Genomic DNA, 26,169 nt, shown 5'->3' on the forward strand with positions numbered 1-26,169 from the left:
CAGTTAAAAAATTCTCATTCTAATCAATGCGCTGAACACCTTGCGTAGTACCCATTCTGCAACCCCTTGCACCTGAGCAAGGATTGGCCCCGCCATCCGGCCCCAGCAGGTGAGTCTGTTTCCCTGCCGCGACCGTGGCGCTCCAACAGAGCAATGACCATCCGGTCATTGACCCTGTCTCTGAAGGGAGATTCGTCATGTTACGTAAGTCGCTTCTCGTCTGTTGTGTTGTGTTCCTGGTCGTCCTATTGACTGCGTGCAGCAACCCGCTCGCACCACCCGCCACGGCAACCCCGCTGCCGCCCACCGCCACCCCCATTCCGCCGACCGCCACTCCCGTTCCACCCACGGTCACGCCGACCCCCGTTCCACCCACTGCAACCCCCGTTCCGCCCACCGATACGCCCACACCGGTTCCGCCCACGCCTACCCCAGTGCCGCCCACCGCCACGCCGACGCCTGTGCCGCCGCAAGCCGTGATTGGCGCCAAAGGCCTGAATCTGCGCGGCGGACCAGGCACGACCTACCCGATCCTGGCGGCGGCGAAAGGCGGCGAGAAGTTCGAGATTGTCGGCAAGACGGCCGACGACGCCTGGTGGCAGATCTGCTGCGTGGGTGACAAGAAGGAGAAGGCCTGGGTGCAGGCTAAATCGGTCACGACCGAGGGTGAAGTAACCGCCATCACGGTGGTCAAGGACATTCCGCCCCCGCCGCCCACCGCCACGCCGAATCCAGCCGCGGCCGCCGGCGGATCGCCCAGCGGTGTCCTGCTCTACTCCGTCGCCAACATGAGCGCCGGACGCTGGGAGCTGTGGGAATACAACTTTGGCAACGCCACGGCGCGCAAGCTGTTCGACTGGCGCACCGAGGTGGCCTACTCCGCAAATTACAAACAGATCGCCTATTACCTGTGGCCGCCCATCGGCGGCGTAACCGGGACAGGCATTTGGGTGATGAACGCCGACTACACAGGCGAGCACCTCGTCATCCTCGGCGGCGCCTACCCGTCCTGGTCACCTGATGGCAGTCGCCTGAGCGCCGGCGATGGCCGCGATGTCTACATCCTCAACGCCGATGGCAGCGGGCTGCGTCGCCTGGTCAACGGCGAGTATCCGGCCTGGTCGCCCAAGAACAACTCGATTGCCCATCGCGCCTGCAACGGCGGCGACTGCGGCATCTACCTGACCGACGCAGACACCGGCGCGCAGCAGCGCGTGACCAGCGGCGGCAGCGACGGTCAGCCAGCCTGGAGTCCTGACGGCAAGCGGCTGGCCTACATCTCCAAGGACGACGGTAACTTCGAAATCTATGTCGTCAACACAGATGGCAGCAACAAAGTGCGGCTGACCGAGAATCTGACAAGCGACGGCCTGCCCATCTGGTCGCCCGATGGCGGCTGGATTGCCTTCCGCTCGGATCGCGAGGGCAAGTGGGCCGTCTACGCGGTGCGCCCCACCGGCGCCAACCTGCGCAAGGTCACCGATGCCGATGTGCTGCCTGTGTGGTTTTTCGAAAAGATGGGTTGGCGCCGCTGATCCGATCAACAGGGGGCAGGGCGGCGCCGCGCCTCAGGCGGCGTCCTGCTCCAGAATCTGGCCGGTCAGCTCATAGCCATGCGCAATGCTTTGATTGATCTTGACCGGATCGAAATCGAGCGAGCCGTGGAAAGGGTCGAACGTCGGTTCGATCACGGTGAGCCTGACCGGCCGGCGGTTGAGGAGCGGCCGCTCTTGCAGCATCCGCACCCCGCGGCTGACCGGGTCATCGGCCCCGCGCTTGAGCGGCATCGCTTCTTCGATCTCGCGGCCCAGCGCGGCCAGGCGGTTGACTTCCTGCTGAAAGTAGATGTCGTTGCGCACGATCTCGCTGGTAAAAATGTCAACCGTGCGCATCGTGATCGGGAAGATACCCTTGACCGGCCCTGACAGCGCGGTCTTCAACGAGCCGGCCAGGATCATATAAACGTGCTCGGCGCCCAGGTCCACCGCAGCCTGCAGCGGCGAAATCTCCCGCACGCCGCCATCGTAAACCTGATGATCGGGCGCCGTAGTCAGGGGATGGTGTGCTTCCATGAACACCGGCTGCACGCTGGAGGCCAGGATGGCTTCCACAATGTCGGGATGATGCTGATCCATCAATACCAGCTCGCCGGTCTGAAAATCCACCCCGGTCACGCGCAGCTCGATGCCGGAGGTGGCCACCTTGCTGGGGTCCAGGTGCTGCAAAATTTTGGCTTTGAGAGGAGCGGAGACAAAGAGGGATTCGCCGCCAATAGCCCCGGCCAACGCCTGCACCACATCCACCACATGACGGCGCACGCCCCAGAGCTGCAAGGCCTGCAGCAGCGCGCCGAAGACGCCCGGCGCCGCCACCGCAGTGCCAAGAAAGACTGCCAGGCGCCGCACCAACGCCTGCTCCAGCCCGCCCTGCAAGGCTTCGAGATCGTCCAGGTCGTTGATCTCCTGGCCGGACAGGCGACCCAGCGCGGCAAACAACTGCTGGAATTCCGGACTCCAGGCCATCACATCGGAGTTCTTCTGCAGCGAACGCCACAGCCCCTCCATCTCCTCGATCACCGTGGGTGTGCCTTCGGCCAGCTTGGCCCCGTTCAAAGCGCCCACCGAGGTGCCGCAGACGATCTGCGGACGAATGCCGGCCTCATACAGCCGTTTGAGCGCGCCCACCTGAAACGCGCCCTTCGATCCCCCTCCACTCATCACAATGGCGATTCGTTCACTCATGGTTTGGCTCCTTCCTTCTCATGTCAATCTCATGTCAATCTCATGTCAACCGGGCTAACCGGGCTAAACAGCCGAAAACGACGTCGTGTGGCTTCGATCAGTTGTTGCTTTGCGCAGCGGCCACCCCGTCAATCCATTCAACGCGGGCGGCTGCAGCGGATTGAGGTTCAAACGTTCCCCGCGTGCCGGCAGCCAGGCCTGCGGGATTGAGTTTGCTGCTATTATGTCTACAGATATTGGGCGTCCATCTCCATGAAAGACGGAGACAATCAGAACCTCTCCATCTTCCGCGATCTCAAAAGCATCATGAAGGTCCAGCAGGCCTGCACGAATTTGTGAGAGGCGCCGATCTGTGAGTGGCACATACAACCACGTTTCGTTCGTATCGTTCTCATCAGCCAGGACAGCTATGAACAAGATGCCTTGCTTATTACGGCAGGCAAAAAGTAGCGGCCTGTCATAGAACTCGTATGTCTCAAGCAACTCAATTTGATCAAGATCAATCGTTGGTATACTGGTTATCATGGTGATCTATCCTCGATGGTCACTACTCGAAACCATCGCCAGGGTTTCATGTCCTCATCCTCAGGTTGCCACCATGTATGATGAGATTGATAGATTGCGTTTGTCAAAACAAACGATGCGTGAGGTTACTCTGTCGAATTCTAGCAGAGCAAATGATCGTTGTCAATAGCGGGAGGGGATGGGGGATGAGCTGACCCTGGTCAACGGCGGCGGTCACCTGATCCTGTTGGCCGAAAACGATCGTGGCTATGCGAACCTAAGTCAGCTCACCGCCCTCTCCGGCTGCCGCCAAACTGTTGCTGGATTTCGCCAAGGGGGACGCCATCGAGCGCCGCCGCTGGACGAACCAGACCGAACTCGCGGCTCGCCTCGGCACTGTCCCAGACGTGTTGAGCCGTGTCATTCGCGAGTTGACGAAGGCGGGGCTGATCGAGATGGACAGGCAATCCATCCGCATCCTGGATCGCGCTGCCCTCTCCGCGCGGGCGATGATTCAGGGCGAGTAAATTCGGTACACGGATTACGCGGAACATAGGGATTTCGCGGATTATTTTAAAAAATCCGTGTCCATCCGTCCAACCCGTGAAATCCGTGTACAAAGATGTTCTTCAAAACCCGGCAAAAGTCGGGGCGCGAAACGGGGGTAAGGAGTAAAGTAGGGGCATAACAAGCTGTACGGAATCGGCTTCGCGCTCTATGCGCTGGCAATGATCTATCCCGTGAAGGAACTGTTCGAGATCGCGCGGGATGGGTTGAAGAAAATCGAAACGAATTGACAACTGGCGGGCCGCGCTGGCAAAGTAGGCTGGCGCGGCCGGTTCACAGAAGGAGTGCATCATGGAAATTACAAAAGACACACGTGTCTCAGACATCCTGCTGGAATACGGCGACATCGCCGATGTGATGGAAATCTTCGGCGTCAAACGCGTGGGGAAATACTCCTTGCGGATGTTCCTCGCCAAAGCGCTCACAGTGGAATGGGCGGCGCGCATCCATAAAGTGCCGCTGGACGAATTTCTCGAAATTCTCAATCAGGCCGTCGCAAAGAAATAAGGAGGCTGACATGCCTCACCCATACTTCCTTATGTCATTGCTTTACCTGTCCCTGGTCGCGTTGGCCGCACTGGCTTCGATCCTGACGGGGTTGGAGATCATTCCATTATTTGGCAGCTTGAAATGGCTGAGAGTGCACCTGGTTACGCTTGGCGCGTTAACTGAAATTATATTTGGACTTGCTCCAATCCTCGTGGCAACCGCGCGCCGATTGCCGCGCCCGAAGATCCGCTGGGATACGTGGCTATTCCTGAACGCGGGACTGGTGCTTCTGCTAATCGGTATCCCGACCATTACGCGCTCGCTCATCGTCACTGGCGGAACACTGATAGGTATTGCCGTGATTCTGCTCATCAAGCAACTGATTGACCTGCGCCCCGCGCAAGCCTCCTCAAAAAATGCCGGCCTCGAAGGGCGCAAGTTCTACATCACCGGGCTGAGTTACCTGATACTTGGAGGTTTGGTCGGCACAGGGCTTTGGCTGGGATGGAGCGAAGTCTTGCACATCGCCTCCCCCATCGAAGTCCACGTCCACACCAACCTGTGGGGCTTCGCCGCCATCATCCTGGCCGGGCTGCTGGTGGACTTGTACCCCTCGTTCGCAAATCGTCCGTTGGCCTGGCCGCGTAGTATTCCGTGGATCTATTGGTCAATGGCGCTGGGCGCATTGGGGTTGATCTCCGGGCCGTGGCTGAACGTCAGTATATTTACCGTCGTTGGTTTGATCCTGCACACACTCGGAAGCATCCTGTTGCTCGTCATCGTGGTCAAGCCCGTGCTCGGCGACCGCCGCGTCTGGACGCCCGGCATGTGGCATTTGCTCACATCCTATATCTGGTTCTTCATCCCGGTCGTGGTCGCGCCGCTGATCGTTGCCCGCGCCACCGATTTCCCCGTGCAGGAAATCTCCGGCAGTGGCGGGCCGATCCTGATCTTTGGCTGGATCCTGCAATTTGGCTATGCCCTGGTTCCGTATCTGTTCACACGCTTCTTCGAGCCAAACAAGCCCGCGCGCTTGGGCGGGACGTGGTTGAGTCTCGTCACCGTGCATCTCGGAGGGATTCTATTCTGGGTCAGTCTGTTCTTCCCGAATGTCGAGCCGGTCTCGCGGGCGCTGGCGTATGGATTCTGGATTGTCTCCGGGCTCCCGATTTTGATCTCGCTGTGGGGAAGCCTGCGTTCCGGGTTGCAAAAAGTAGAGGAATCCCAGGCTGTGAGTTTGGAAGAATGAACGCCATAAGGAAAATTACAATGACCAACAAACTGATTTTGACGCTCATGGCATTCCTGCTCGCCTCGTGCGGCATGATGTCGGCTCCGTCGGTGGAACAGCCGACGCCCATTCCAACCTTCGCCTCCGCTGATTCAACCGCGCAGGATCCTGCCACGAATCAAGTCCCTGCGTTGGGTGGGAAACAAAGCGGCGATCTGCTGGTGTGGATCTTCAGCGATCCCAACCCACCCTCCCGCGGCGATAACATCCTCGAAGCGCTCGTCACTGATTCCAATGGCCAGCCGATCACCGATGCAACGATTTCCTTCGACATTGACATGACCAATATGAGTCACGGCCGGAATGTAACCACCGCTTCATCATTGGGCGAAGGGCGTTATAGCGCTGAAATCCATTTCCTCTTGCCACGAAAAGGCCCTGGAATTCGTGCAAATTAGTGAAATTCGTGGCAGAGAAAGCTGGGCGGATTCTTGCCACGAGGGCAGAAGCTCGATTCGTGCAAATTAGTGAAATTCGTGGCAGAGAGGGCCGCAGCGATCGAAGCAACAAAAGAAGCCCGGTTCCTGCAAGGAACTGGGCTTCTTTCGTTCAAGGAGGAGAGGAGGAGAGGATAGTTGCATTGTGAGATGCACTGCGCGAAAATGGGGTGTGCGCAGGAAGATTTGCAGGGAGGTTCAAGATGAAAACGCAACACCTACCGTGGCTGGTCTGCTTCTCCGTACTACTTTTTGCCGGTGCGTCGGCCGCGCCCCCCCCATCGTATCAAGACCACGCGTTGTTCCTGCCACAGATGTTCCAGCGCTTCAGCCGCAACCCGCAGTTCGTCGGTCACCTGGGCGGCGAGATGAACACGGTGGCAATCAGCGGGACGCTGGCCTTCATGGGCATGGGCGCGTACCTGACGGTGATTGATGTGTCCATCCCGCTCAGCCCCACTCAAATCGGGCATATCATGCCTTCTTCAGGTCTCGTCCAGGATATTGCATTGGTGGGAGAATATGCCTACGTGGCGAGCGCCGGGGCAGGTCTTTACGTCATCTCGATCTCCGATGCAACCGCGCCGGTCGTGGTTGGCCATGCGCCGGGCGGCGCTGTAAACGTGACAGTCGTGGGAGACTACGCCTACGTGGCGGCTGGCGGTGACGGCCTGCGCGTGATCTCAGTTGCCAACCCGACCGCGCCCGTGGAGGTTGGGTTCTATGACACGCCCGGCAATGCCAACGGCGTGGCCGTGGCGGGGCAGTACGCTTATGTGACGGCCGAACGGGAGGGATTCCGCATACTCTCCATTGCTGACCCGACCGCGCCGCTGGAGATTGGTTCGATGTTTCCGCGGGGGGATGCCCACGGCGTGGCGGTGGCAGGAGAATACGCCTACGTGGCAAGCGGGTATGGCGGCTTGAGCATCATTTCGATTGCCAACCCGGCCGCGCCGTATCAGGTGGGGTTTTGCGACACGCCAAGATTTGCGTGGAGCGTGGCTTTGGCGGGAGAGTACGCCTATGTGGCCGACTCGTTTAGCATGTTGCGCGTGATCTCGATTGCCAATCCGACCGCGCCCGTCGAGGTGGGTTCTGTCGTCACGCCGGACGGAACCAAGGATGTCGTGATGGCGGGAGCGTATGCCTATGTGGCAAGCAGGCATGGCGGCCTGAGCGTGGTTTCGACTGCCGATCCAGCGGCTCCTGCGGAAATCGGGTTCCTCAGGGCGCCGGAGATGGCTCAAGACCTGGTCGTGGCAGGGCCGAATCTTTACGTCGCCACCGGATGGTTGAGCAACCTCAAGGTGATCTCTGTCGCTCACCCGGCGGCGCCACGGGAAATCGGGGCTATCTCCATACGGGCCGTGGGTGTGGCGTTGGCGGAACCCTATCTCTACGCAACGACTGGCGATTTGGAGGTCATTGCCATCGCCAATCCGGCCATACCGGAAGGAATCGGAGTCTACAATACGCCAGGAGACACCACCAACGTCGCCGTAGCCGGCGATCTGGTCTTTCTGGCCGACGGCTTCAATGGCCTGGAAATCGTACGGTTCCCAGGCGACTCGACAGGACAAGATTCAAGCGATTCGAACCTGTTGAGCCTCGCTGCAGCCGATCTGAAAGCTGCCGTGGCGACAAAAGCGGCAGATACCGCCCAGGAACCTGGGTCGCGCCTGTTCATGCCAGCCATCAGCCAGCGCTTCACACGTAACCCTCAGTTCGTGGGCCACCTGGGAGATAACATTGACACCGTGACCATCAGTCATACCCTGGCCTACGTCAACATGGGACGACACCTGGCGGTGTTGGACGTCTCGAATCCGGTCAACCCCGTTCTGGTGGGGCAAACCGCCCCCTTTCCAGACAATGTACAAGATGTAGCAGTGGCAGGGGAGTACGCTTACGTCCTGTTGAATCACCTGTATCAAAATGGCAGTCTTCGTGTGATCTCCGTGGCCGATCCTACCTCTCCGGTCGAGATCGCATCCTACGATATACCCACAGGCGTCTTTGCCGTAGTAGTGGCGGGACAATACGCCTATGTAGCGACTGACGACCTGTACGTGATCTCGATCGCCGACCCAAGCACGCCGACTGGGATCGGATTCGTCGCCCTGCGTTATGCTGAAGACGTAGCAGTGGGCGGATCGTATGCTTACGTGACAGACCGCGACGGCCTCCATATATTCTCTATTGTCAATCCCTCTGCGCCGACCCAGGTTGGATTCTACGCCACACGCGGGGGAGCGAGCAGCGTGGCCATCGCAGGAACATATGCCTACGTCACGGATGTCGGCGCTTACTCCGCCCTGCGAGTGATCTCTATTGCTGACCCGACTCGACCGGTGCAAATCGGGTACTGTGACGCTTTCTGGTACACTACTCGCCTCACCCTGACGGAAGGTTATGCGTACGTGGCAGAGCCGTTCCACGGCGTGCGCGTTTTTTCGATCTCGAATCCTGCCGCGCCCACCGAAGTGTGGTTTTATTACACACCAGGCTATTCCAGGAATGTGACGGTGGCGGGGGAATATGTCTACGTGGGCGATGGCCCTGAAGGCTTGCGCATAGCCTCCCTGGCAAACCCGGCTTTACCGGTTGAGGTTGGCGTTTATGATCCATTTTCCTATGCCACTGATGTAGTCGTAGTGGGAGAGTACGCCTATGTCGTTGGTGATGGCATGCACGTCATCTCGATCGCCAACCCGAGGACGCCCGTGGAAGTCGGATCGTACAGCGCGGTGCGGAGTGTCTCTGCTGTTGCAATTGCCGGACAGTATGCCTACCTGACAACTTTGTGGCCGACCGGCCTGAGCGTCATCTCGATCGCCGATCCGGCCGCGCCAGTCGCAGTTGGATTCTGCGAGACGCCGATCTATGGTAGTGACGTGGCAGTAGCAGGAGACTATGTCTTTGTGGCAGATGGGACATACGGCGTGCGTGTCATCTCAGTTGCCAACCCGACCGCGCCCGTGGAAGTCGGATTCTACGACACCTATGCGGCCGTGAATGTCGCCGTAGAGGGCAATCTGATCTTCGTCGCCGACGAGAAGAATGGGCTGCTCGTCCTGCGCTTCGATGGCGATTGGAATGCGGAGTGATCGGAAGTCCGATCCTGCACGCGCCGATTCTCTTGCCCCTTGAACTTCCGCCTTGCCCGCTCCTATGCTATACTCAAGGAAAGTCAGCCATTTCAACGTTGATTCGATTGATTCAAAGGAGATTCAAGACTAATGAAGTCAGTAAAGTCAGTAGAGGCATTACTGGAAAAGCTCAATATCCAGGAGACCAATTTCGGCGCGTGCTCCGGTCCGGACGGCTGGATCGAAGATCGCGGCGGGCGCGAACTGGTATCGTACAACCCCACCAACGGCCAGGCGCTGGCGCGGATCATTCAGGCCACGCCGGCCGCGTACCAAACCCTGATGACGCGGGCCAATCGCGCCTTCGAGACCTGGCGCCTGCTGCCGGCCCCGCGCCGCGGCCAGGTGATCCGCGACCTGGGCTACGCACTGCGCGAGATGAAAGAGCCGCTGGGCGAGCTGGTCAGCCTGGAGATGGGCAAAATTCGGGTCGAGGGCCTGGGCGAAGTGCAGGAGATGATTGACATCTGCGAATTCGCCACCGGTCTGGCGCGCCAGCTCTACGGCCTGGTGATCGCCTCAGAGCGGCCGCTGCACCGCATGATGGAGCAGTGGCACCCGCTCGGCATCGTCGGCGTCATCAGCGCCTTCAACTTCCCGGTCGCGGTCTGGAGTTGGAACACCGCCATCGCGGCCGTGGCCGGCGACTGCGTCGTTTGGAAACCCTCCTCGGACGTGCCGCTGTGCGCGGTGGCCGTGCAGCACATCACCAACCGCGTGGCCGCGGACTACGGCCTGGACGGCGTCTTCAACCTGCTCATCGGCCGTGGCTCCGAGGTGGGCGAGCTGATGCTCAACGACCCGGCCATGCGGCTGATTTCATTCACCGGTTCCACCAGCATGGGGCGCCATGTTTCTGAGGCGATTGCCCGGCGCTTTGGCCGCAGCATCCTGGAACTGGGCGGCAACAACGCCATCATCGTCACCCCCAGCGCCGACCTGGACATGGCGACACGCGCCATCCTCTTCGGCGCCGTCGGCACCGCCGGCCAACGCTGCACCTCCACCCGCCGCATCATCGCCCATCGCAGCGTGGCCGCGGCGCTGAGCGATCGCCTGGTCAGGGCCTATCAGCAGGTGCGCATCGGCGACCCGCTGGACGCGGGCACGCTGATGGGGCCGTTGGTCAACCAGGGCGGCGTGGATGAGATGATGGCCGCGCTGGAGCGCGTGCGGGCCGAGGGCGGCGTCATCCTCACCGGCGGCAATCGCCTGCCGGACAAGGGCGCCCTGTTCGTGGAGCCAACCATCGTCAAGATGCCGGCGCAGACGCCCATCGTCCAGGAAGAGACCTTTGCGCCGATTCTCTACATCCTGGAGTACGACACCCTGGCAGAGGCGATTGCCCTGCATAACGGGGTGCCGCAGGGCCTGTCGAGCAGCATCTTCTCCACCAACATGCTGGAGATCGAAACGTTCCTGTCCGCGGCCGGTTCGGACTGCGGCATTGCCAATGTCAACATCGGCACGTCAGGCGCGGAGATTGGCGGCGCCTTCGGCGGTGAAAAGGAAACCGGCGGCGGCCGCGAATCTGGCTCCGACGTCTGGAAGTATTACATGCGCCGCCAGACCAACACCATCAATTACTCGTCCGAGCTGCCCCTGGCGCAGGGGATCAAGTTCGGGGAATAAGGAGATTGCGCTATGGCCGGTTTGGGGATTCGCGACATAGACACGAAAACCATCATACGAATATGCCGGGAGCATGATGTCAGCAGAATCGGCGTCTTTGGCTCATTGGCGCGCGGAGAGGCCAGTGAGGCCAGTGATATTGACTTACTGATTAAATTCTCTAAACGAAAGAGCCTGTTGGCGATGATCGCTCTGGAGCGCCAATTGTCAGTCACACTGGGACGAAAGATTGACCTGTTGACCGAAGCGGCCATCAGCCCATACCTTCGTGATCGTATCAAACAAGAAACTCGGACGATTTATGAAGCACGATGACATGATCTATTTGGGCACGATGAGACACACCAGCACGAGGATTGATCTTGACGAATACTCCTGATCTCGTTGCCAGACCTGACGACTTGTGGCGAGTCGTCAGGGGCGCGATAGTTCAATTACAGACAGAAATAACCTGGAAGCCGGGAAAAGCAGTCGAGCATATTCGAACTAGAATTCGATATGGACATCTGTCATCGAATGCGACTCTGGCCGACTATGAGACAATCATTACGGCCGTCGTTCGAGATGCGAATGCGCTAGTATATGTCTATCATTGGCGCCATGATATCTACCCCGCTGTCGCCGGTGTCATTCAAAAACAAACATGGCTTGTGATGTTCAATCCTCGAGGTGTCATGGAGACTGCTTTTCCACCCGAGGATGCAGACCAATACCTGTCTGATCGCCGGTTCCAGTTTCTGGGAGTCTTGGGAGAGTTGTTCCATGAATAGGCTATTGCAGCGATATTTGATTGCGGTTGAATCATCAGAAGTGAGCGGTTTCGAGCATCTTGATATGCTGATGCTGCGAGATAAACTGGCAGAGCAGAACCAACAGCTTACCGCCCGTGAGCGTACGCTGCTCGTGGCGGCGGATCGCCGCCTGTTCGAACAAGCGAGTATGTTCGATGCTGCACTCAGCCAGATCACCAGTCTGGCATATGAACGCTCACAGCGAAATCCGCCGCCGTCACATTGGTGGTGGTATCTTGATGTGGTGGCGGGTGTGCCGAAAACCGTACAGCGCGCCGCTCGGCGGATTTCACCGGCAGCGAGCCTTGAGCTTGCCAGATAGGAGAGACCAGTCATGAGTGGTGACCCACGGCCCTGGATTCGCCAGGTTCCGGTTGACGAAGCGACCGGCCTGTTGAAGCGCCTCTTCGAGGAGACGCTGAAACGCGCGGGTCGCGTCTGGCGCATCGTCCACATCATGAGCATCAACCCGCGCGCCATGCAGGCCAGCATCGGCTTCTACAGCGTCATCATGCATGGCGAATCGCCCCTCAGCCGCGTGCAGCGCGAAATGCTGGCGACGGTTGTGGCCGCGGAGGTGGGCTGTCACTACTGAACGCAGGCCCACGCACACGATCTCCGTGTCGAGATCGGTCATGTCAACACCGATGCCAACGCGGCCGACGCGTTCGTGCATGCCATCGTCCGTGACTGGCGCCAGGCCCCGCTGACGCCGGTGGATCGCGCCCTGTGTGAATTTGCCGCCCGGCTGACCCATCAGCAGCGCAGCATGGGGCCGGCCAACCTGGATGCGCTGCGGACGATGGGCCTCGATGATCGCGCCATTCACGACGCCGTCCAGGTCATCGCCTACTTCAACTACATCACCCGTATCGCCGATGCCCTGGGCGTCGAACCGGAGAGCTTCATCCCGCCCTGGGGAGAGCCAGACCAGGCGCCCAAGCATCACCATGATCGAACTTAGCGACCTCCTCGACGCCACGCACGGTCGCCTGCTCGGCCCGGCGGCGGCCACACGCTTCAGCGACTTTGCCTTCGACACCCGCACCCTGAACGGCCAGGCCGCCGATCCTGGCCCCCTCTTCGTCGCCATCAAGACCGAGACCGGCGACGGTCACGATTACCTGGAACAGGCGCAGCAGGCCGGGGCAACCGGCATCCTGTGCGAGCAGCCGCCGTCCCACCCCTTGCCCATCACCTGCATCCTGACGCCCGACACCCGCCAGGCCTTGCTGGCCTACGCCGGCGCCATCTGCCGCCTGCGGCCGCTGGAAGTGATCGCGGTGACCGGCTCCAGCGGCAAAACCACGGCCAAAGAACTGATCGCCGCCAGCCTGACCGGCGCCACGGCAGACGCCGCTGACGGCCCGGTCTTCCGCAACCCTCACAGCTTCAACGGCCGCTTTGGTCTGCCGATCGCGCTGGGCCGCCTGCAGCCCTGGCAGCGGCGGGCCGTGCTCGAACTGGCCGCGGATGAGTTTGGCGAGATCGCGCTGCTGGCCCAGGTGACGCGGCCGACCGTGGGCCTGATCACCGCCGTGCATGAAAGCCACCTCGATGTTTTTGGCAGCCTGGACGCCATCGCCCGGGAGAAAGGCGCCCTCCTGACCGCGCTGCCCGCGACCGGCCTGGCTCTGCTCAACGCCGATGATCCGCGTGTGCTGGCCCTGGCGCCTCTCAGCGCCGCGCCGGTGCTGACCGTCGGCCTGAGCGCGGCCGCGGACGTGCGCGGCGTGGTGCGCATCCCCGCGCCCATCGTCGCAGCAGCCGACGCGCAAGACCAGCCGGCCGGCGAAATCGAAGTGACCTTCAGCCCGGCTGCGCAGGCGCGCCTGCCCCTGCCGGCGGCCGCCGTGCGCCTGCCCATGCGCCTGCTGGGCGACCATCAAGCGCCCCTGCTGCTGGCAGCCCTGGCGGTGGGGCTTTTCTACGGCCAGCCGCTGGACGCCATCCTCGCAGGGTTGGCGGCTTGTCGGCCGCTGCCCGGCCGCCTGCGGCCGCTGCCCGGGCTGGCGGGCGCGGTGCTGCTGGACGATTCGGCCAACGCCAACCCCGCCTCCATGCAGGCGGCGCTGACCACCCTGGCCGCCGCGGGCCGGCCGGCCTGGGCCATCCTGGGCGACATCGGCGACCTGGGCGCGCACGAGGTCGAGGCGCATCGCCGGCTGGGCAGCCAGGCCGCGGACGTGGTCGGTCAGCTCATTGCCATCGGCGACCGCAGCCGGCGCCTGGCCGAGGCTGCGGCCGCGGCCGGCCTGCCCGCGGAGCGCATTTTCCACACCTACAGCAAGGCCGAAGCGGTCCGCCATGTGCAGGAGATGTTGGCCGCGGTCAGCGCCGATCCGGACGCCCAGCCGCCGGTCATCCTCATCAAGGGCGGCCGCGCCCTGCGCCTGGAGGAGGTGGTGGCCGGCCTGCTGGCGCCGGCGGCCGCGGCCCAGGCGTCAGCCCTGCTGGTGCGCCAGGATGCGGGCTGGCGCCAGGTGCGCCTGGCGCGGCCCGACCGCCCCACCTGGCTGGAGGTGGATCTGGAGGCGATTGCGGACAATCTGCGCATCCTGCAGCAGGTCGTGGGGCCAGGCGTGGGCATCTGCGCGGTGCTGAAGGCGGACGGCTACGGGCATGGCGCGGTGCGCGTGGCGCGCACGGTGTTGAACAACGGCGCGCGGCGGCTGGCCGTGGCCTGCCTGGCCGAGGCGATCACCCTGCGCCGCGCGGGCATCGCCGCGCCCATCCTGATCCTGGGCTACACCCCGCCCTGGCAGGCGCGTGACGTGGTGCTCAACCGGGTCACGCCAACCGTCTTCGATCTCGATTTTGCCCAGGCCCTGCAGCGGGCGGTCAGCGCGCTGGACGCCGGCCAGCCGGGCCGCAGTCTGCGCACTGCGGCCGGCTTTGCCCTGCACGTCAAGGTGGATACCGGCATGGCGCGGCTGGGCCTGGAGCCGGACGCGGTCATGCCGTTCATCCAGGCCCTGCACGAACTGCCCGATCTGTTCGTCGAAGGGATTTTCACGCACTTTGCCACGGCCGACAGCGCGGACCAGACCTACCTGCGCTGGCAGTTGGGCCGCTTCCAGGCGGTGTTGGAGCAACTGACGGCCCAGGGCCTGCGCCCACCCTGCGTCCACGCGGCCAACTCCGCGGCCACGCTGACCCTGCCGGCCAGTCATTTCGACCTGGTGCGGACGGGCATCGCGCTGTACGGTCTGCAGCCAGGGCCGGAGACGCCCCTGCCGCCGGGGATGCGGCCCGCCCTGCGCTGGAAGAGCACCGTGGCCCAGGTCAAACGGCTGCCGGCCGGCGCGTTCGTCAGCTACGGCGCCGCTTACCGCACTGAGTGCGAGCAAACGATTGCCGTGGCGCCGGTGGGTTATGCGGACGGTTTTCGCCGGACGCCCTTGACCTGGCCGCCGGTGCTGGTGCGCGGACAGCGCGCGCCCATCGTCGGCCGGGTCACGATGGATCAGACGATGTTGGACGTGACGCACATTCCCGGCGTGCGCGCCGGCGACGAGGTGGTGTTGATCGGCCGCCAGGGCGCGCAAGAGGTGACGGTGGATGACGTGGCCGCGGCGCTGGGCACTATCAACTATGAAGTGGTGAGTGAAATCCTGGCCCGCGTCCCGCGCGTGGTATAATGTATGATGCATCTTGATGATGCAAGCGAGAGCGCCTGCCCTGTGGGCCGCGATGAAACCGATGAAACCGATGAAACCGATGAAAGGCAAGCATGGCGATCATACTCCTGGTGGTGACAAAGCGTGCCGATTTTCCGCGTGCCGATTGGCGCGCGCTGGCCGAACATCAGATTGAAGTGATTCATGCCAGCTCACAAGCCAGGGCTTGGGAGGCCATCGCGCAGGCTCAGCCCGATTTCGTGCTGCTCGCGGCCGCGGCCACACGCCTGGTGACGCGTCCATTCATCGAAAAGGTGCGCCAACTGGCGCCTGAAGCCGGCCTGATGGGATTGGCCGACGCGGAATGGCCGCTGGCGCCGCTGCTGGATCATCTGCTGCCCCCATCTGCCACGGACTCGGACCTCTTGCGGGCCATGCCGGCCGTCAAACGGATGCGCAGTAACCACATCCTCATCGTCAGTCCCATCAAGCTCGACACGCAGCAGCGCCGGCTGTGGATCGGGCAAGATGAACATCACCTGACGCCCAAGCAGTGTTGTTTGCTCGGACTGCTGATGCGCCGCCCTAATGAAATTATCACGCGCCGCGAGTTGATGGAACAGGTGTGGCAAACCGCCTACCTGGGCGATACCCGCACGCTCGATGTGCATATGCACTGGCTGCGCAAGAAGATCGAAGTGGACCCGAAAGCGCCCAAGATCCTGGTCACAGTGCGAGGGCAGGGGTTCAGCCTGCGCGGCCCGGCGTAGGAGGGGATGGCTAGGAGACCGGAGATTGGGGATCGGAGATTGGGGATCGGAGATTGGAGATTGGAGATTGGAGATTGGAGATTGGAGAGGGGGACGCAAAAAGCCCATTTCACGCTGCGATGGGCGTGAAATGGGCTTTGCTGTCGAATGAATCGGCGCTAAATCAGGCCGCCGGGCGAGCCGCAAATGTCCGGTTGTACGCCAACATGAGGCGAGACTTGCGCCGGGCCGCGTTGTTGGGGTGGATGACGCCTTTACCTGCCGCCTGATCCAGGGCACTGACAGCCATGCGCAGGGCTTCCTGTGCTTCGGTTTCGTTTTTGCCGGTCAATTTCACCCGCGCACCCTTGAGATAGGTGCGCATGGAAGTCAGGACCAGGCGATTATGCTGATGTGCCCGCTCATTGCGGCGAATGCGCTTCAACGCAGACTTATGGTTAGCCACGAACTCTCCTCCAGAATCTTCTAGTTACCGCTTAGTGATAGCAGGTTAGTATAGTCGAACACCCTGGTTCTGTCCAATTTACGAGGCTACAGCGTCGAGGCTTTGCAACGCGTCGGCCATGGCGTCTTGAATGTTGGGGTAGGCCAGCCACGCCGACGCCAGGCCAAAGAGGGCGCCGGTGGCCGTGCGTAGAAGATAATTGCTCTCGCGCCAGCCAAAAAGCTGCGTCAAACCATCCACAGCAATCGGCGCCAGGAAGATCAGATAGGTCTTGATGGTCAGGCGCGGCAAAACGACACGGCCGCGCAGGAGACCAAAGACCCAACCCCCCAGCAGCACTGAGCCATAGATTGCCAGGTCACGCTGGCAGAGCGCGATCTTGTAGCCAAATTGCATGTCGCCCAGATAGAGCGGCCGCTCCAGGATGCTCGGGCCTGGCAGCACGCCAGCCGCGGTCAGCTCGGACAAGGAGTAGAGGGGCTGCGGGCCGAACAGAAAATAGGAGCGTTCGGGCAGCTCATGGCACAGGAGCCGGTAGAAGGCGTAGATCAAGCGGGCCGAACGTTCATGACCGCTTTGCATGAGGATGGGCGCGGCGACGGGGACAGCCAGGTAGAGAATCAGCAGGACGCTGAAGAGCAGCAGCCAATGGCGCGCAATCCAGGCCACCATCCCATTGACGGCGCGCGTCAAGCGGTCCGGCGGCGCGGGGACGCGATCAGCCAGCGGGCCAGGTGTAGACATCTCAGGCAACCTCCTCAAGCTCTTGCAGCAGTTCTTCCATGTCAATTGGCGCGAAAAAGGCGCGGGTAGGGGTCTCGATCACCGGGATCAGGTAGCGAAAACGCTGCCAGAGCGCCGGATCGGCCGTGATGTCCACCTCCTGCACGCGGATGCCGAGGCGGGCGGTGTGGGGGCGCAATTCCCAGAGCACTTGCTCGCACAGGTGACAGCCGTCCCTGTGATACAGGATGATCGTGGGCATGGCGGGCGCTACAGGATGGGCGCCAGGTTCTTCTCGATCAGCGACGGCGTGAGCACGCCCAGCCAGCGCGCGCTGACCTTGCCGTCGCGGTCAATGAAGAACGAACTGGGCATCACGCGCACCTGGTAGGCCCGCGCGGCCGTGCCATCATCCATGACGATGGGCAGCGCCATGCCGAACTCCTCGGCAAACGGGGTGATTTTTGCGGCGCTCTCTTCCAGGTTGACGGCGATGACCACAAAACCGGCCTCCTTGTGCTTCTCATAGGCCGCCACGATGTCGGGCATCTCCAGGCGGCACGGCCCGCACCAGGTGGCCCAGAAATTGATCAGGATCGGCCGGCCGCGCAGGTCGCTCAGGCGCACCTCCGCGCCGTCGGCATAGCGCATGGCAAAATCGGGCGCCGGAGAGTTGGCCGTGGGCTGCGCCTGATCGTTGTTGATGTCATCGGGCATCGCGGCCGTTGCCAGGTCGTCGGCCGGCTGGGCGGGCACACGCAAGGTGCGTTCACCGCCGGCCGCGGGCGCGGGCGCGGGCGCGGCGCAGGCACTGAGCGTCAACAGCAGCAGGCCGCTGAGCAGCAGGCGCAGGCCATGACCCCGGCTGCGGTTCCAGGCGAACAGGGGGCGTTGGACGCGGTGCAGGTTAGCCATTGCGAGTTGTGAACTCCGTCAGCCAGGGGAGAAGCTCTTGCAGCCGCGCGCCGAGCGCGCCGAGCTGATAGGTGAAGAGCAGGTAACCGATGTAGACCAGGAAAAGGCCGCTGATGAACGAAATGACGCCCAGGTAGGCCCGCGCCCGGCGCAGCGCGCCGGTCATGGATTCGAGCAGCAGGCCGGTGAGCAGGAAGGGGATGCCCAGGCCCAGGGAATAGGCGGTGAGCACGACGATGCCGCGGGTGACTGAATTGGCAGAGGAAGCGGTCAGAAGAATCGTGCCCAGGATCGGCCCCACGCACGGCGTCCAACCGGCAGCGAAGAAGATGCCGACCAGGAAGGAGGAGAAGAACCCCAGGCCGGGCCGGGTCTGCACATGCACGCGGCGTTCGGTGTAGAGCAGCGAGTTGAACCAGCCCAGGACCGGCAGCGCAACCTGGCCCACGGCGCTGTCGCGCCAGGCCGGTCGCGCTTGAATGGCCCGTTCCAGCGCCGTGAACAGCCCCATCATGTGCAGGCCGAACAGGATGACGATGACGCCGCCGACCCGCTGAATGGCGTACACCTGTTGATTGAGCAACTGTCCGAGGGCGCTGGCAGTGGCGCCCAGCAGGACGAAGATGGCGGTGAAGCCCAGGACGAAGAAGATCGCGTGCAAGAAAGTGACGTAGCTGTTGCGCTCCGTCGTCCCCACGGTGGTCGCAGCGGTCCCGCCCAGGTAGCCGATGTAGGCCGGCACCAGGGGCAGCACGCAGGGAGAAACAAACGAGATGAGGCCGGCCACAAACGCCGGCACGATGCCGATGTCCATGTCGGGGCTATTCCTCCGCGCCGCCGTGCAGCGCCTGCCATTCACGATCGGCCGCCTGGAAGCGGCGCAGCAGGCTGACGACGACGAAGGCCACGATGGTAAGTGCCAACAAGTAAGCGGCAATCAGATATGACATAGGTTTTTCCTGGTTCTCCTGGTTATCATGACGCGCTCTGCTGTTCGCGCAGCGCGGCCACGCGGTCGCGCAACTGCTCCAGCCGCACGCGATGAATCATCAGGGTGATGAAGAGAAGCGTATAGACGATCATGCCCGCGATCATCGCCAGGCGAATGCTCGGCCCCATGGCGAAGCTGCCCTCCGCGGCCGCGTTGTCGCCCCCCATGACCATCGGGTGGATCGTGCGCCACCAGCGGATCGAAAAATAGGTGAGCGGCACGCCCATGAAGGCAAAAATGCCATACACGGAGGCGAAGCGCGCACGCTGTTCTGGATTCTCCACCGCGCCGCGCAGCATCAGATAGGCGATGTACAGGAGCCAGACGATGGCCGACGTGGTCAGGCGGGGATCCCAAGTCCAGTAGGTGTTCCAGGTTGGTTTGGCCCAGATCGAACCGGTGATGAGGGTGCCGGTGGCAAAGGCGATGCCCAGTTCCACGCCGGACAGGCCGATCGTGTCCCAGATCTTGCGGCGCGTGATCAAATAAAGGATGCCGGCCACAAAAGTCGCCAGGAAGGCCAGGCCAGCCGCCGCGTTGTTGCCCATATGAATGTAGAAGATGCGCTGGGCCGCCTGCTCTGCACCCTGCAAATTGGCCGCGGGCGGCGCCCAGATCAGCGCCATATAAAGGAAGATGACCAGGGCCACGCCGGTGATGATATTCAGAATGGTGAGGGGAAGACTGCGCTGTGCGGTCATGTACGGTTTCTCTCCTCTCTCTGTGATTCTCGCTCTTTCTCGCTATTCTTCGACAATGAAATCAAACGTCATGAACGACGCCGCCAGGTACATGATGTCGAACACCAACAGCACCTGGAGCCAATTGCTCAGCTCAGCCAGGGTGTCGCCGTCCAACAGACCGCCGGTGGCGCGCACCCCCGCGATGATGACCGGCACCATGACCGGCAGCAGCAGGATGGGCAGGAGCACCTCGCGCGCACGGGTGTTGACCGCTAACGCGGCGAAGATGGTGCCCACCGCGGCAAAGCCAATCGTGCCCAGCAGGACGATCAGCAGCACGGCCGGCGCCCACAGCGCCACGTTGAAAAGCACGCTGCACAGGGGAATCAAGAAGGCTTCGACCACCAGTATGAAGACCAGGTTCGCCAACATCTTGCCAAAATAGATCGCGCTGCGATCCACCGGCGTCAGCAACAGGCCTTCCAGACTGCCCTTGTCCTTCTCCAGAGCGAAGGAGCGATTCAGGCCCAGCACGCCGGAGAAGCTGATGGCGACCCACAGGACTCCCGGTACAACCTGGACGGCGTTATCCACGCGCAGATCGAAGGCGAACTGGAAAATGATCACCGACAGCAGCGCGAAGACGAACATGGCGCTGAAGATGTCCTTCGTGCGCAGCTCGGCGGTGACATCCTTCCAGAACACCGCGGCGATTTTTCTCAGATAACGCATGCCTGCCCCATCCTGCTGCGCCTGTTCAGGCCGCCGCGGTGTGTGTTCGATAGATTTGCTGAAAATCGGCCGCGCTGAGCGCAGTGGACAGCCCTTCGTAGCGAATTTTGCCGCCGTTGAGAATGACCGCCCGGTCGGCCCAGGCCAACCCTCGCTCCAGGTTGTGGGTGGTCAGCAGCACGGTGCGACCGCTGCCCCCCACCTCTGCCAGCACCTGGCGCAGCATGTCGGCCGCGGCCTGATCCAGCCCGGTGTCCGGCTCGTCCAGCAGCAGAATGGGCGGGTCGTGCAGGATGGCCCGGCCGATCGCCAGGCGCTGCACCATGCCGCGCGAAAAGGTGCGCACCGTCTCCAGCCGCCGCGGCCACAGGCCCACGCGGCGCAGGACCTCTTCGGCCCGGCCGGCCAGGTTGGGCACATCGTACATGGCGCCGTAGAAGGCCAGGTTCTCCCAGGCCGTCAGGTTGTCGTAAAGCAGGGGGGCATGGGTGACGACGCCCAGGTAGCGCCGAATCTCATCGCCGGCCTTGCGCACATCCACGCCGCCCAGAAGCACATCCCCGGCGCTGGCCTTGCTCAGCGTGGCGATGATGCGCATGAGGGTGGTTTTGCCGGCCCCGTTCGGCCCCAACAGCGCCACCCGCTCGCCTTCGACCAGGGTCAGGTCAACGCCGCGCAGAACCTGCTGCGCGCCAAAGGTCTTGCGCACCTGACGGACTTCGATCATGGGTGCAGGACCGCTCATGCCGCGCCAGCCTGGGCCGCGGCTTCAAGATCGCGCAGCATCTGTGCCACGGCCAGCAGATCGGCCTTCAGGCGGCCGCGCTGCGCCGCATAGTCCGTCTCAGGGATGTTGCCGCTGGCGTGGCGATCATCCAGCCGGGCAATCGCCAGGATCAGGCCCTGGCGGCGGCGCTGCAGGGCGGCGACATCGGCCCCGGCGGCAGCAGGGATCTTTTTGTCCTCGTCTTCATCGCCCTCAGCCTCGGCGATGCGCTGGCGCTGGCGCACGGCGTAGTAGAGCACGCCGAGCAGGCCCAACGCAGCAAATACCGCAACGCCGACAGCCAGCCAGGGTGAATTGGCCTGCGTCGCGGCGGCCGTTTCCGGTGACCGATTGAAGGGAAGATTGGTCAACTTCAACTCAATCGTCTTGCCGGCCGGCACTTCTGCGGCGGTGAAGTTGAAATAGGTGGCCTGCTCCACCTGACGCGCCGGGCCTTCCTGCAGATCCGGGCTGCTGACCTGCGCGCCCACATCGGCCACCAGCACGTTCAGGCTGCGCAAAGGGACGGCCACCGGGTGCTGCAGATCGAGAGTAAGGGAGGTGAACGGGATGACGTAGCGCAGCAGGGTCTGGCGCACGCCTTGTCCAGGCGGCAGCGGCAGGGTGTCGGCCGCGCCGTCTGGCGTGAGCTGGTAGCGGCGGCCAAGATCGCCATCGTCGAAGCTCAGGTTCTGGAAATCAGGGGGCAGCGCAAACGGCAGCACGCTGCGCCCGGCGTCATCGTCCTCCGACACGGCGCCGACGTAGACGCGATCGCTGTTGTTGCTCCAAATGTAAAGCTCCGCCATCAGCAGATTGGACTGGTCGAACTCCAGGAACCAATGCGCCCGCTCCACCGCCAGCACGCTGCTGTCGTTGGTCGGCTCGTAGACGGTAACGGAGCCATCCTGCACAGGCGCTTCGGCCGTGAACGTCATCACACCGGTGCTGTAGGGCACATCCTTGAAAGAGAGGTTCGCCACGTACAGCCAGCCCGGGTCGGTGTTCAGGCTATCGAAGCGGTAGAGGCCGGTGACGGAGGTGGTGCTGCTGATTTGGGTTGCCAGATCGAAGTCGTCGAACACGCTGAGGGTCACGGTCAGGCCGGCGGTGACATCGCCCTGCGGCGTGTCGTTGGTCACCACGCCGCTGATGGCGCCGTTGCCCGGCGCAAACGTGCGCGCCTGCAGCGGCGGCAGCGTCCAGGTGCGCACAAACTCCAGGCTGGCCCAGCGCTCCGCGTCGCTGAGATCGGCGACGCGGCTGTGCGCGGACGACTGCAAGGAGTCGAACCAGTCGCGCTGGCTGCGGTTGGCCGTGGCATCCAGGCTGGTCAGGTCGAGCAGGTCGGCGCCGGCGTCCGGGCCATCGCCCTTGCCGGCAGCGCCATGACAGCCGGCGCACGCCGCCTGGTAGACCGCTTCGCCCTGCTGCAGCTCGGCGGGGTCGAGGTGCAGCGACCAGACGTAAGCCAACACATTCCAGAGGTTCTGATCACTGGTGCTTTGAGCGAAGGGCGGCATGAATCTTTCGATGCGGCCATTCTTGGTCACCGCAAAGAGATCGGCCGGCGTCCTCCCCCACATCGCTGCGGTGTCAGCAAACTGCGCGGGCGGGAATTGCAGTTGTGCGGCCTGAGGCCCGTTGCCCATCCCAGTTTCGCCGTGACAGGGCGCGCACTTCTCCAGGTAGATGGGCAGGCCGGCGCGGGCATCCGCGGGCAACGGGGGCGTTTCCTGGGCCGGGGGCGCTGCGGCCGCGGGCGTGGAGAGCAGCAGCCAGGACGCCAGCGCCAGGAGCAGGCCGGCCGTCGTCAGGAGCGCCAACCAGGGGCGCAGATCGAACAGGCGACGGCCCGCTGCGCCTGGCGTCCCATCCCGGCCCGTGTTTCGGTTCAACGCGTCACACCGCCGTTCGTTCAACTGATCTTCTTGACTTCTTGGGGCGCTTCTTCATAGCGCGAAGGGCACTTGAGCAGCAAGGTGTCAGCATCGAGGACGCCGTCGGGCCGCAGGCGACCTTCGACGATGGCAACCGAGCCTTCACGCGTCATGTTGTCCGGCTGCACGCCATGGAAATGGACTGGCAGCTTTTCGCCCGTGCCCCGCTGATCGAGGATGGTAAAATCGAGGTTGAAATTGGTGGGGTCCCAGCTCACCGTGGTGATCTCCACCAGGCCGCTGACGCGCACCTTGCGGTCCATCAACGCCGCCTGCTGCGCCTGCACCTCACCGACTTCCTTGTAATAGGCGCCTTCGCTGCCGATGACGGAGATGATCAGGTAGAGAATGACCGCGGCAATGAGCACGCCGCCGAAGATGAACTTGAGCTGCTTGTTCGCGGTGCGACTGCCGCTCTGGATGCGAGAAATGGCAGAAGATTCAGCCATGTAAGCTACCTCTTTTCAGTATAGGTTCGATCGTACGGGAATTATAGCATCTTATCATTGGCCTGTCAACGACAAAAATCACCGCCTGGCGTCGAAGGCCTTGAGGCGCAGGGAGTTCGTCACCACGAAGATGCTGCTGAAAGCCATCGCGCCGGCGGCCAGCACCGGGTGCAGGCGCAGACCGAACAGTGGATACAGGGCGCCGGCTGCAACCGGAATCAGGATGACGTTGTAGAAGAAGGCCCAGAACAGATTCTGCTTGATGACCCGCATCGTGCCGCGGCTCAGGGCCAGCGCACGGGGCACGCCACGCAAATCACCGCTCATCAGGGTAACGCCGGCCGTCTCCATCGCCACATCCGCGCCGGTGCCGATCGCAATGCCCACGTCGGCCTGCGCGAGGGCAGGCGCATCGTTGATGCCATCGCCCACCATCGCCACCAGGCGCCCCTCTTGCTGCAGGGCCTTGACCTGCGCTGCCTTGTCGCCCGGCAGCACCTCCGCCAGCACCCGCTCGATGCCCACCTGGCGGGCAACGGCCTCGGCCGTGCGCCGGTTGTCGCCGGTAATCATCACCACCTGCAGGCCCAGCTCGTGCATGCGGGCAATGGCCGGCGCCGATCCCTCTTTGACCGTGTCCGCCACCGCGAACACCGCGGCCGGCCGACCGTCCAGCGCCGCCAGCATGGCCGTCTTGCCCGCGGCCTGCAACTGCGTGACTGTCGCAGCTATTTCACTTATGTCAATCTTCTCCTGCTCGAACAGACGCACGTTGCCCACCAGGATCGCCTTGCCCTGGACGCTGGCACGCACCCCCATCCCGGCCAACGCCTCGAAACGATCGGGCGAGACCAGCCGCATCCCCTCCGCCTCGGCCGCCCTGACAATGGCCTGACCCAACGGGTGCTCGGAGCCTTTTTCCGCCGATGCCACCAGGAACAAAACCTCTGCCCTGGAATCCTGATACGGCCCGGCAAGCACCAGATCGGTCATGGCGGGCTTGCCGTGGGTGATCGTGCCGGTTTTATCCAGCACCACGGTCGTCAGCTTGTGGCTGCGCTCCAGCGCCTCGCTGCTCCTGAACAGAATCCCACTCTCCGCACCTTTGCCGGCGCCCACCATGATCGCGGTGGGCGTGGCCAGGCCCAGCGCGCAAGGGCAGGCGATCACCAGTACCGCGATCATGTAGACCAGCGCCTGCGTGAAGCCGACCTGGCCGAGGAAATACCAGCCCAAGAACGTCAGCGCCGCGAGCGCCAGCACTGCGGGCACGAAAATGGCGGAAACCTGATCGGCCAGGCGCTGGATCGGGGCTTTGGAGCCTTGCGCTTCCTGCACCAGGCGGATAATCTGCGCCAGCGCGGTCTCGCGTCCCACCTTCGTCGCCTCGAACTTGAGCATACCCTGGCTGTTCAGTGTAGCGCCAATCACCAGGTCGCCCGGTTTCTTGTCCACTGGCAGGCTTTCGCCGGTCAACATGGACTCATCCACGGCCGAACGGCCTTCGACCACGATGCCATCCACCGGAATCTTCTCGCCGGGCCGCACGATGACGTAGTCGCCGCTGCGCACCTGCTCGACCAGGATTTCGATCTCTTGACCGTCGCGCACAACGTGTGCGGTGCGCGCGCGCAACCCCATCAGCGCCTTGATCGCGGCTGAAGTGCGCCCCTTGGCGCGCGCCTCCAGCAGCTTACCAAGCTTGATCAGCGTGATGATGACGGCCGCGGTCTCGAAATACACGTGATCGCCCAGGCCATGCCAGCCGAACAGGCTGCCGATCAGGATCGCCAGGCTGTAGAAGTACGCAGCCGAAGACCCCATCGCCACCAGCACATCCATGTTGGCCGAGCCGTTGCGGATGGACTTCCAACCGCCGACGATAGTAGTCGCCGCCGACGTAGAACTGCACCGGCGTCGCCAGCGCCAGCATCAGCCAATGCACCCACTCGCCGTGCGCCCACATGCCGAGCAGATTGAGGTCGCGCGCCATGCTGAAGAGGAAGAGGGGCGCGGCAAATGTCACGCCCACCCAAAACTTACGCGTCTGGTCCGCGATTTCCGCCTCGCGCGCGGCCGCTTCAGCGTCTTCCAGCGCCTCATCGCCCGTCGTCTGCACCACGCCATAGCCCGCCTTTTCCACGGCCTGGATCAAATCCTGACGGTTGGCGACGCCAGGAATGTAGACCACGCTGGCCTTCTCACTGGCGTAATTGACATTGGCCTCGACGACGCCCGTCACCTTGCGCAAGGCGCGCTGCACCGTGTTCGCGCAGTTGGTGCAGGTCATACCGGTGATGGGCAGGTCAACCGCAGCCTGGGGCACATCATAGCCCGCGTCGCGAATGCGCTGCACCAGTTGATCTTCCTTGAGCAGGCCGGGGTCGAAAGTAATCACCGCGCGCTCGCTGGCATAGTTCACCAGCGCGTCGGTCACACCCGCGGTCCGCTTCAAGGTGCGCGTGATCGTATTGGCGCAGTTGACGCACGTCATGCCGATGACCGGCAGACTCAGTTCTTTGGTTGACATG

26 protein-coding genes and 1 pseudogene are annotated in these 26,169 nt (G+C 62.7%); 13 read left to right on the top strand and 14 right to left on the bottom strand.

The annotated features are described in order from the left end of the window. Positions 1-197: 197 nt before the first annotated feature. Positions 198-1,535 carry an SH3 domain-containing protein gene (locus IPF85_RS10945; RefSeq protein ID WP_343408124.1) on the top strand — a complete coding sequence of 446 codons (1,338 nt, stop codon included), beginning with the start codon at positions 198-200 and terminating at the stop codon, positions 1,533-1,535. 33 nt (positions 1,536-1,568) lie between these two features. Here IPF85_RS10945 and IPF85_RS10950 read toward each other — a convergent pair whose 3' ends face one another. Then, positions 1,569-2,741, bottom strand: coding sequence for a patatin-like phospholipase family protein (locus tag IPF85_RS10950; protein WP_343408125.1), 1,173 nt, complete (start codon positions 2,739-2,741; stop codon positions 1,569-1,571). Positions 2,742-2,804: 63 nt separating this feature from the next. Then, positions 2,805-3,266: a DUF6575 domain-containing protein gene (locus tag IPF85_RS10955; RefSeq protein ID WP_343408126.1), complete on the bottom strand. Its 462-nt coding sequence runs from the start codon at positions 3,264-3,266 to the stop codon at positions 2,805-2,807. 296 nt (positions 3,267-3,562) lie between these two features. On the opposite strand from IPF85_RS10955, the gene IPF85_RS10960 reads away from it, so the two are divergent. From IPF85_RS10960 to IPF85_RS11015, 12 genes are all read left to right on the top strand, one after another. After that, positions 3,563-3,772 (top strand): helix-turn-helix domain-containing protein, encoded by a 210-nt coding sequence (locus IPF85_RS10960; protein WP_343408127.1) that lies wholly within the window; start codon positions 3,563-3,565, stop codon positions 3,770-3,772. A gap of 331 nt (positions 3,773-4,103) precedes the next feature. Beyond that, positions 4,104-4,319, top strand: a complete 216-nt coding sequence (locus IPF85_RS10965; RefSeq protein WP_343408128.1) for a DUF1858 domain-containing protein — start codon at positions 4,104-4,106, stop codon at positions 4,317-4,319. A 10-nt stretch (positions 4,320-4,329) separates the two neighbouring features. After that, positions 4,330-5,550: a hypothetical protein gene (locus tag IPF85_RS10970; protein ID WP_343408129.1), complete on the top strand. Its 1,221-nt coding sequence runs from the start codon at positions 4,330-4,332 to the stop codon at positions 5,548-5,550. Between the two features lie 20 nt (positions 5,551-5,570). Continuing rightward, complete coding sequence (locus tag IPF85_RS10975) at positions 5,571-5,990, top strand: FixH family protein (protein ID WP_343408130.1); 420 nt, start codon at positions 5,571-5,573, stop codon at positions 5,988-5,990. A 242-nt stretch (positions 5,991-6,232) separates the two neighbouring features. Continuing rightward, positions 6,233-9,139: a hypothetical protein gene (locus IPF85_RS10980; protein ID WP_343408131.1), complete on the top strand. Its 2,907-nt coding sequence runs from the start codon at positions 6,233-6,235 to the stop codon at positions 9,137-9,139. 132 nt (positions 9,140-9,271) lie between these two features. Beyond that, positions 9,272-10,813 carry an aldehyde dehydrogenase family protein gene (locus IPF85_RS10985; protein ID WP_343408132.1) on the top strand — a complete coding sequence of 514 codons (1,542 nt, stop codon included), beginning with the start codon at positions 9,272-9,274 and terminating at the stop codon, positions 10,811-10,813. 12 nt (positions 10,814-10,825) lie between these two features. Next, positions 10,826-11,128, top strand: coding sequence for a nucleotidyltransferase family protein (locus IPF85_RS10990; protein ID WP_343408133.1), 303 nt, complete (start codon positions 10,826-10,828; stop codon positions 11,126-11,128). Positions 11,129-11,575: 447 nt separating this feature from the next. After that, positions 11,576-11,926, top strand: a complete 351-nt coding sequence (locus IPF85_RS10995) for a hypothetical protein (RefSeq protein ID WP_343408134.1) — start codon at positions 11,576-11,578, stop codon at positions 11,924-11,926. Between the two features lie 12 nt (positions 11,927-11,938). Then, positions 11,939-12,199, top strand: a complete 261-nt coding sequence (locus IPF85_RS11000; protein ID WP_343408135.1) for a hypothetical protein — start codon at positions 11,939-11,941, stop codon at positions 12,197-12,199. Between the two features lie 75 nt (positions 12,200-12,274). Beyond that, positions 12,275-12,568, top strand: a complete 294-nt coding sequence (locus IPF85_RS11005) for a hypothetical protein (RefSeq protein WP_343408136.1) — start codon at positions 12,275-12,277, stop codon at positions 12,566-12,568. Next, the gene (gene alr, locus IPF85_RS11010; protein ID WP_343408137.1) at positions 12,555-15,245 is read left to right on the top strand and encodes an alanine racemase; all 2,691 of its coding nucleotides are present in this window, start codon (positions 12,555-12,557) and stop codon (positions 15,243-15,245) included. Before IPF85_RS11005 ends, alr begins: the two co-directional genes overlap by 14 nt. Before the next feature lie 92 nt (positions 15,246-15,337). Next, on the top strand, positions 15,338-15,994 hold the full coding sequence (locus IPF85_RS11015; RefSeq protein WP_343408138.1) for a winged helix-turn-helix domain-containing protein: 657 nt from the start codon (positions 15,338-15,340) through the stop codon (positions 15,992-15,994). Positions 15,995-16,157: 163 nt separating this feature from the next. Here IPF85_RS11015 and rpsT read toward each other — a convergent pair whose 3' ends face one another. From rpsT to IPF85_RS11075, 12 genes and pseudogenes are all read right to left on the bottom strand, one after another. After that, the gene (rpsT, locus tag IPF85_RS11020) at positions 16,158-16,439 is read right to left on the bottom strand and encodes a 30S ribosomal protein S20 (RefSeq protein ID WP_343408139.1); all 282 of its coding nucleotides are present in this window, start codon (positions 16,437-16,439) and stop codon (positions 16,158-16,160) included. A 78-nt stretch (positions 16,440-16,517) separates the two neighbouring features. Then, complete coding sequence (locus IPF85_RS11025; protein ID WP_343408140.1) at positions 16,518-17,183, bottom strand: DUF2085 domain-containing protein; 666 nt, start codon at positions 17,181-17,183, stop codon at positions 16,518-16,520. A 1-nt stretch (position 17,184) separates the two neighbouring features. Further along, entirely contained in the window at positions 17,185-17,424 is a 240-nt protein-coding gene (locus IPF85_RS11030; RefSeq protein WP_343408141.1) for a glutaredoxin family protein, read from the bottom strand. Between the two features lie 8 nt (positions 17,425-17,432). Further along, on the bottom strand, positions 17,433-18,077 hold the full coding sequence (locus tag IPF85_RS11035) for a TlpA disulfide reductase family protein (protein ID WP_343408142.1): 645 nt from the start codon (positions 18,075-18,077) through the stop codon (positions 17,433-17,435). Continuing rightward, positions 18,070-18,891: a cytochrome c biogenesis protein CcdA gene (locus tag IPF85_RS11040; protein WP_343408143.1), complete on the bottom strand. Its 822-nt coding sequence runs from the start codon at positions 18,889-18,891 to the stop codon at positions 18,070-18,072. The genes IPF85_RS11035 and IPF85_RS11040 overlap by 8 nt, the downstream gene beginning before the upstream one ends. 7 nt (positions 18,892-18,898) lie before the next feature. Next, positions 18,899-19,027 carry a hypothetical protein gene (locus IPF85_RS11045; RefSeq protein ID WP_343408144.1) on the bottom strand — a complete coding sequence of 43 codons (129 nt, stop codon included), beginning with the start codon at positions 19,025-19,027 and terminating at the stop codon, positions 18,899-18,901. A 25-nt stretch (positions 19,028-19,052) separates the two neighbouring features. Then, positions 19,053-19,769 (bottom strand): cytochrome c biogenesis protein CcsA, encoded by a 717-nt coding sequence (ccsA, locus tag IPF85_RS11050; RefSeq protein WP_343408145.1) that lies wholly within the window; start codon positions 19,767-19,769, stop codon positions 19,053-19,055. A 42-nt stretch (positions 19,770-19,811) separates the two neighbouring features. Beyond that, positions 19,812-20,483 (bottom strand): heme exporter protein CcmB, encoded by a 672-nt coding sequence (locus IPF85_RS11055; RefSeq protein WP_343408146.1) that lies wholly within the window; start codon positions 20,481-20,483, stop codon positions 19,812-19,814. A gap of 25 nt (positions 20,484-20,508) precedes the next feature. After that, entirely contained in the window at positions 20,509-21,228 is a 720-nt protein-coding gene (locus tag IPF85_RS11060; RefSeq protein WP_343408147.1) for an ABC transporter ATP-binding protein, read from the bottom strand. Beyond that, positions 21,225-23,147: a cytochrome c gene (locus tag IPF85_RS11065; RefSeq protein ID WP_343408148.1), complete on the bottom strand. Its 1,923-nt coding sequence runs from the start codon at positions 23,145-23,147 to the stop codon at positions 21,225-21,227. Before IPF85_RS11065 ends, IPF85_RS11060 begins: the two co-directional genes overlap by 4 nt. A gap of 20 nt (positions 23,148-23,167) precedes the next feature. Next, positions 23,168-23,638 carry a cytochrome c maturation protein CcmE gene (locus tag IPF85_RS11070; RefSeq protein WP_343408149.1) on the bottom strand — a complete coding sequence of 157 codons (471 nt, stop codon included), beginning with the start codon at positions 23,636-23,638 and terminating at the stop codon, positions 23,168-23,170. A gap of 78 nt (positions 23,639-23,716) precedes the next feature. Further along, a pseudogene (locus IPF85_RS11075) lies at positions 23,717-26,168 on the bottom strand (heavy metal translocating P-type ATPase). Position 26,169 lies beyond the last annotated feature (1 nt).

Source organism: Candidatus Amarolinea dominans (genome assembly GCF_016704685.1).
Lineage (GTDB): Bacteria > Chloroflexota > Anaerolineae > SSC4 > Amarolineaceae > Amarolinea > Amarolinea dominans.

What these genes read in the sequence shown, in the direction of transcription:
- IPF85_RS10945 (WP_343408124.1), top strand. Translation starts at nt 198, where the DNA reads ATGTTACGTAAGTCGCTTCTCGTCTGTTGTGTTGTGTTCCTGGTCGTC.
- IPF85_RS10950 (WP_343408125.1), bottom strand. Translation starts at nt 2,741, where the DNA reads ATGAGTGAACGAATCGCCATTGTGATGAGTGGAGGGGGATCGAAGGGC.
- IPF85_RS10955 (WP_343408126.1), bottom strand. Translation starts at nt 3,266, where the DNA reads ATGATAACCAGTATACCAACGATTGATCTTGATCAAATTGAGTTGCTT.
- IPF85_RS10965 (WP_343408128.1), top strand. Translation starts at nt 4,104, where the DNA reads ATGGAAATTACAAAAGACACACGTGTCTCAGACATCCTGCTGGAATAC.
- IPF85_RS10970 (WP_343408129.1), top strand. Translation starts at nt 4,330, where the DNA reads ATGCCTCACCCATACTTCCTTATGTCATTGCTTTACCTGTCCCTGGTC.
- IPF85_RS10975 (WP_343408130.1), top strand. Translation starts at nt 5,571, where the DNA reads ATGACCAACAAACTGATTTTGACGCTCATGGCATTCCTGCTCGCCTCG.
- IPF85_RS10980 (WP_343408131.1), top strand. Translation starts at nt 6,233, where the DNA reads ATGAAAACGCAACACCTACCGTGGCTGGTCTGCTTCTCCGTACTACTT.
- IPF85_RS10985 (WP_343408132.1), top strand. Translation starts at nt 9,272, where the DNA reads ATGAAGTCAGTAAAGTCAGTAGAGGCATTACTGGAAAAGCTCAATATC.
- IPF85_RS10990 (WP_343408133.1), top strand. Translation starts at nt 10,826, where the DNA reads ATGGCCGGTTTGGGGATTCGCGACATAGACACGAAAACCATCATACGA.
- IPF85_RS10995 (WP_343408134.1), top strand. Translation starts at nt 11,576, where the DNA reads ATGAATAGGCTATTGCAGCGATATTTGATTGCGGTTGAATCATCAGAA.
- IPF85_RS11000 (WP_343408135.1), top strand. Translation starts at nt 11,939, where the DNA reads ATGAGTGGTGACCCACGGCCCTGGATTCGCCAGGTTCCGGTTGACGAA.
- alr (WP_343408137.1), top strand. Translation starts at nt 12,555, where the DNA reads ATGATCGAACTTAGCGACCTCCTCGACGCCACGCACGGTCGCCTGCTC.
- IPF85_RS11015 (WP_343408138.1), top strand. Translation starts at nt 15,338, where the DNA reads ATGGCGATCATACTCCTGGTGGTGACAAAGCGTGCCGATTTTCCGCGT.
- IPF85_RS11025 (WP_343408140.1), bottom strand. Translation starts at nt 17,183, where the DNA reads ATGTCTACACCTGGCCCGCTGGCTGATCGCGTCCCCGCGCCGCCGGAC.
- IPF85_RS11030 (WP_343408141.1), bottom strand. Translation starts at nt 17,424, where the DNA reads ATGCCCACGATCATCCTGTATCACAGGGACGGCTGTCACCTGTGCGAG.
- IPF85_RS11035 (WP_343408142.1), bottom strand. Translation starts at nt 18,077, where the DNA reads ATGGCTAACCTGCACCGCGTCCAACGCCCCCTGTTCGCCTGGAACCGC.
- IPF85_RS11040 (WP_343408143.1), bottom strand. Translation starts at nt 18,891, where the DNA reads ATGGACATCGGCATCGTGCCGGCGTTTGTGGCCGGCCTCATCTCGTTT.
- IPF85_RS11045 (WP_343408144.1), bottom strand. Translation starts at nt 19,027, where the DNA reads ATGTCATATCTGATTGCCGCTTACTTGTTGGCACTTACCATCGTGGCC.
- ccsA (WP_343408145.1), bottom strand. Translation starts at nt 19,769, where the DNA reads ATGACCGCACAGCGCAGTCTTCCCCTCACCATTCTGAATATCATCACC.
- IPF85_RS11055 (WP_343408146.1), bottom strand. Translation starts at nt 20,483, where the DNA reads ATGCGTTATCTGAGAAAAATCGCCGCGGTGTTCTGGAAGGATGTCACC.
- IPF85_RS11060 (WP_343408147.1), bottom strand. Translation starts at nt 21,228, where the DNA reads ATGAGCGGTCCTGCACCCATGATCGAAGTCCGTCAGGTGCGCAAGACC.
- IPF85_RS11070 (WP_343408149.1), bottom strand. Translation starts at nt 23,638, where the DNA reads ATGGCTGAATCTTCTGCCATTTCTCGCATCCAGAGCGGCAGTCGCACC.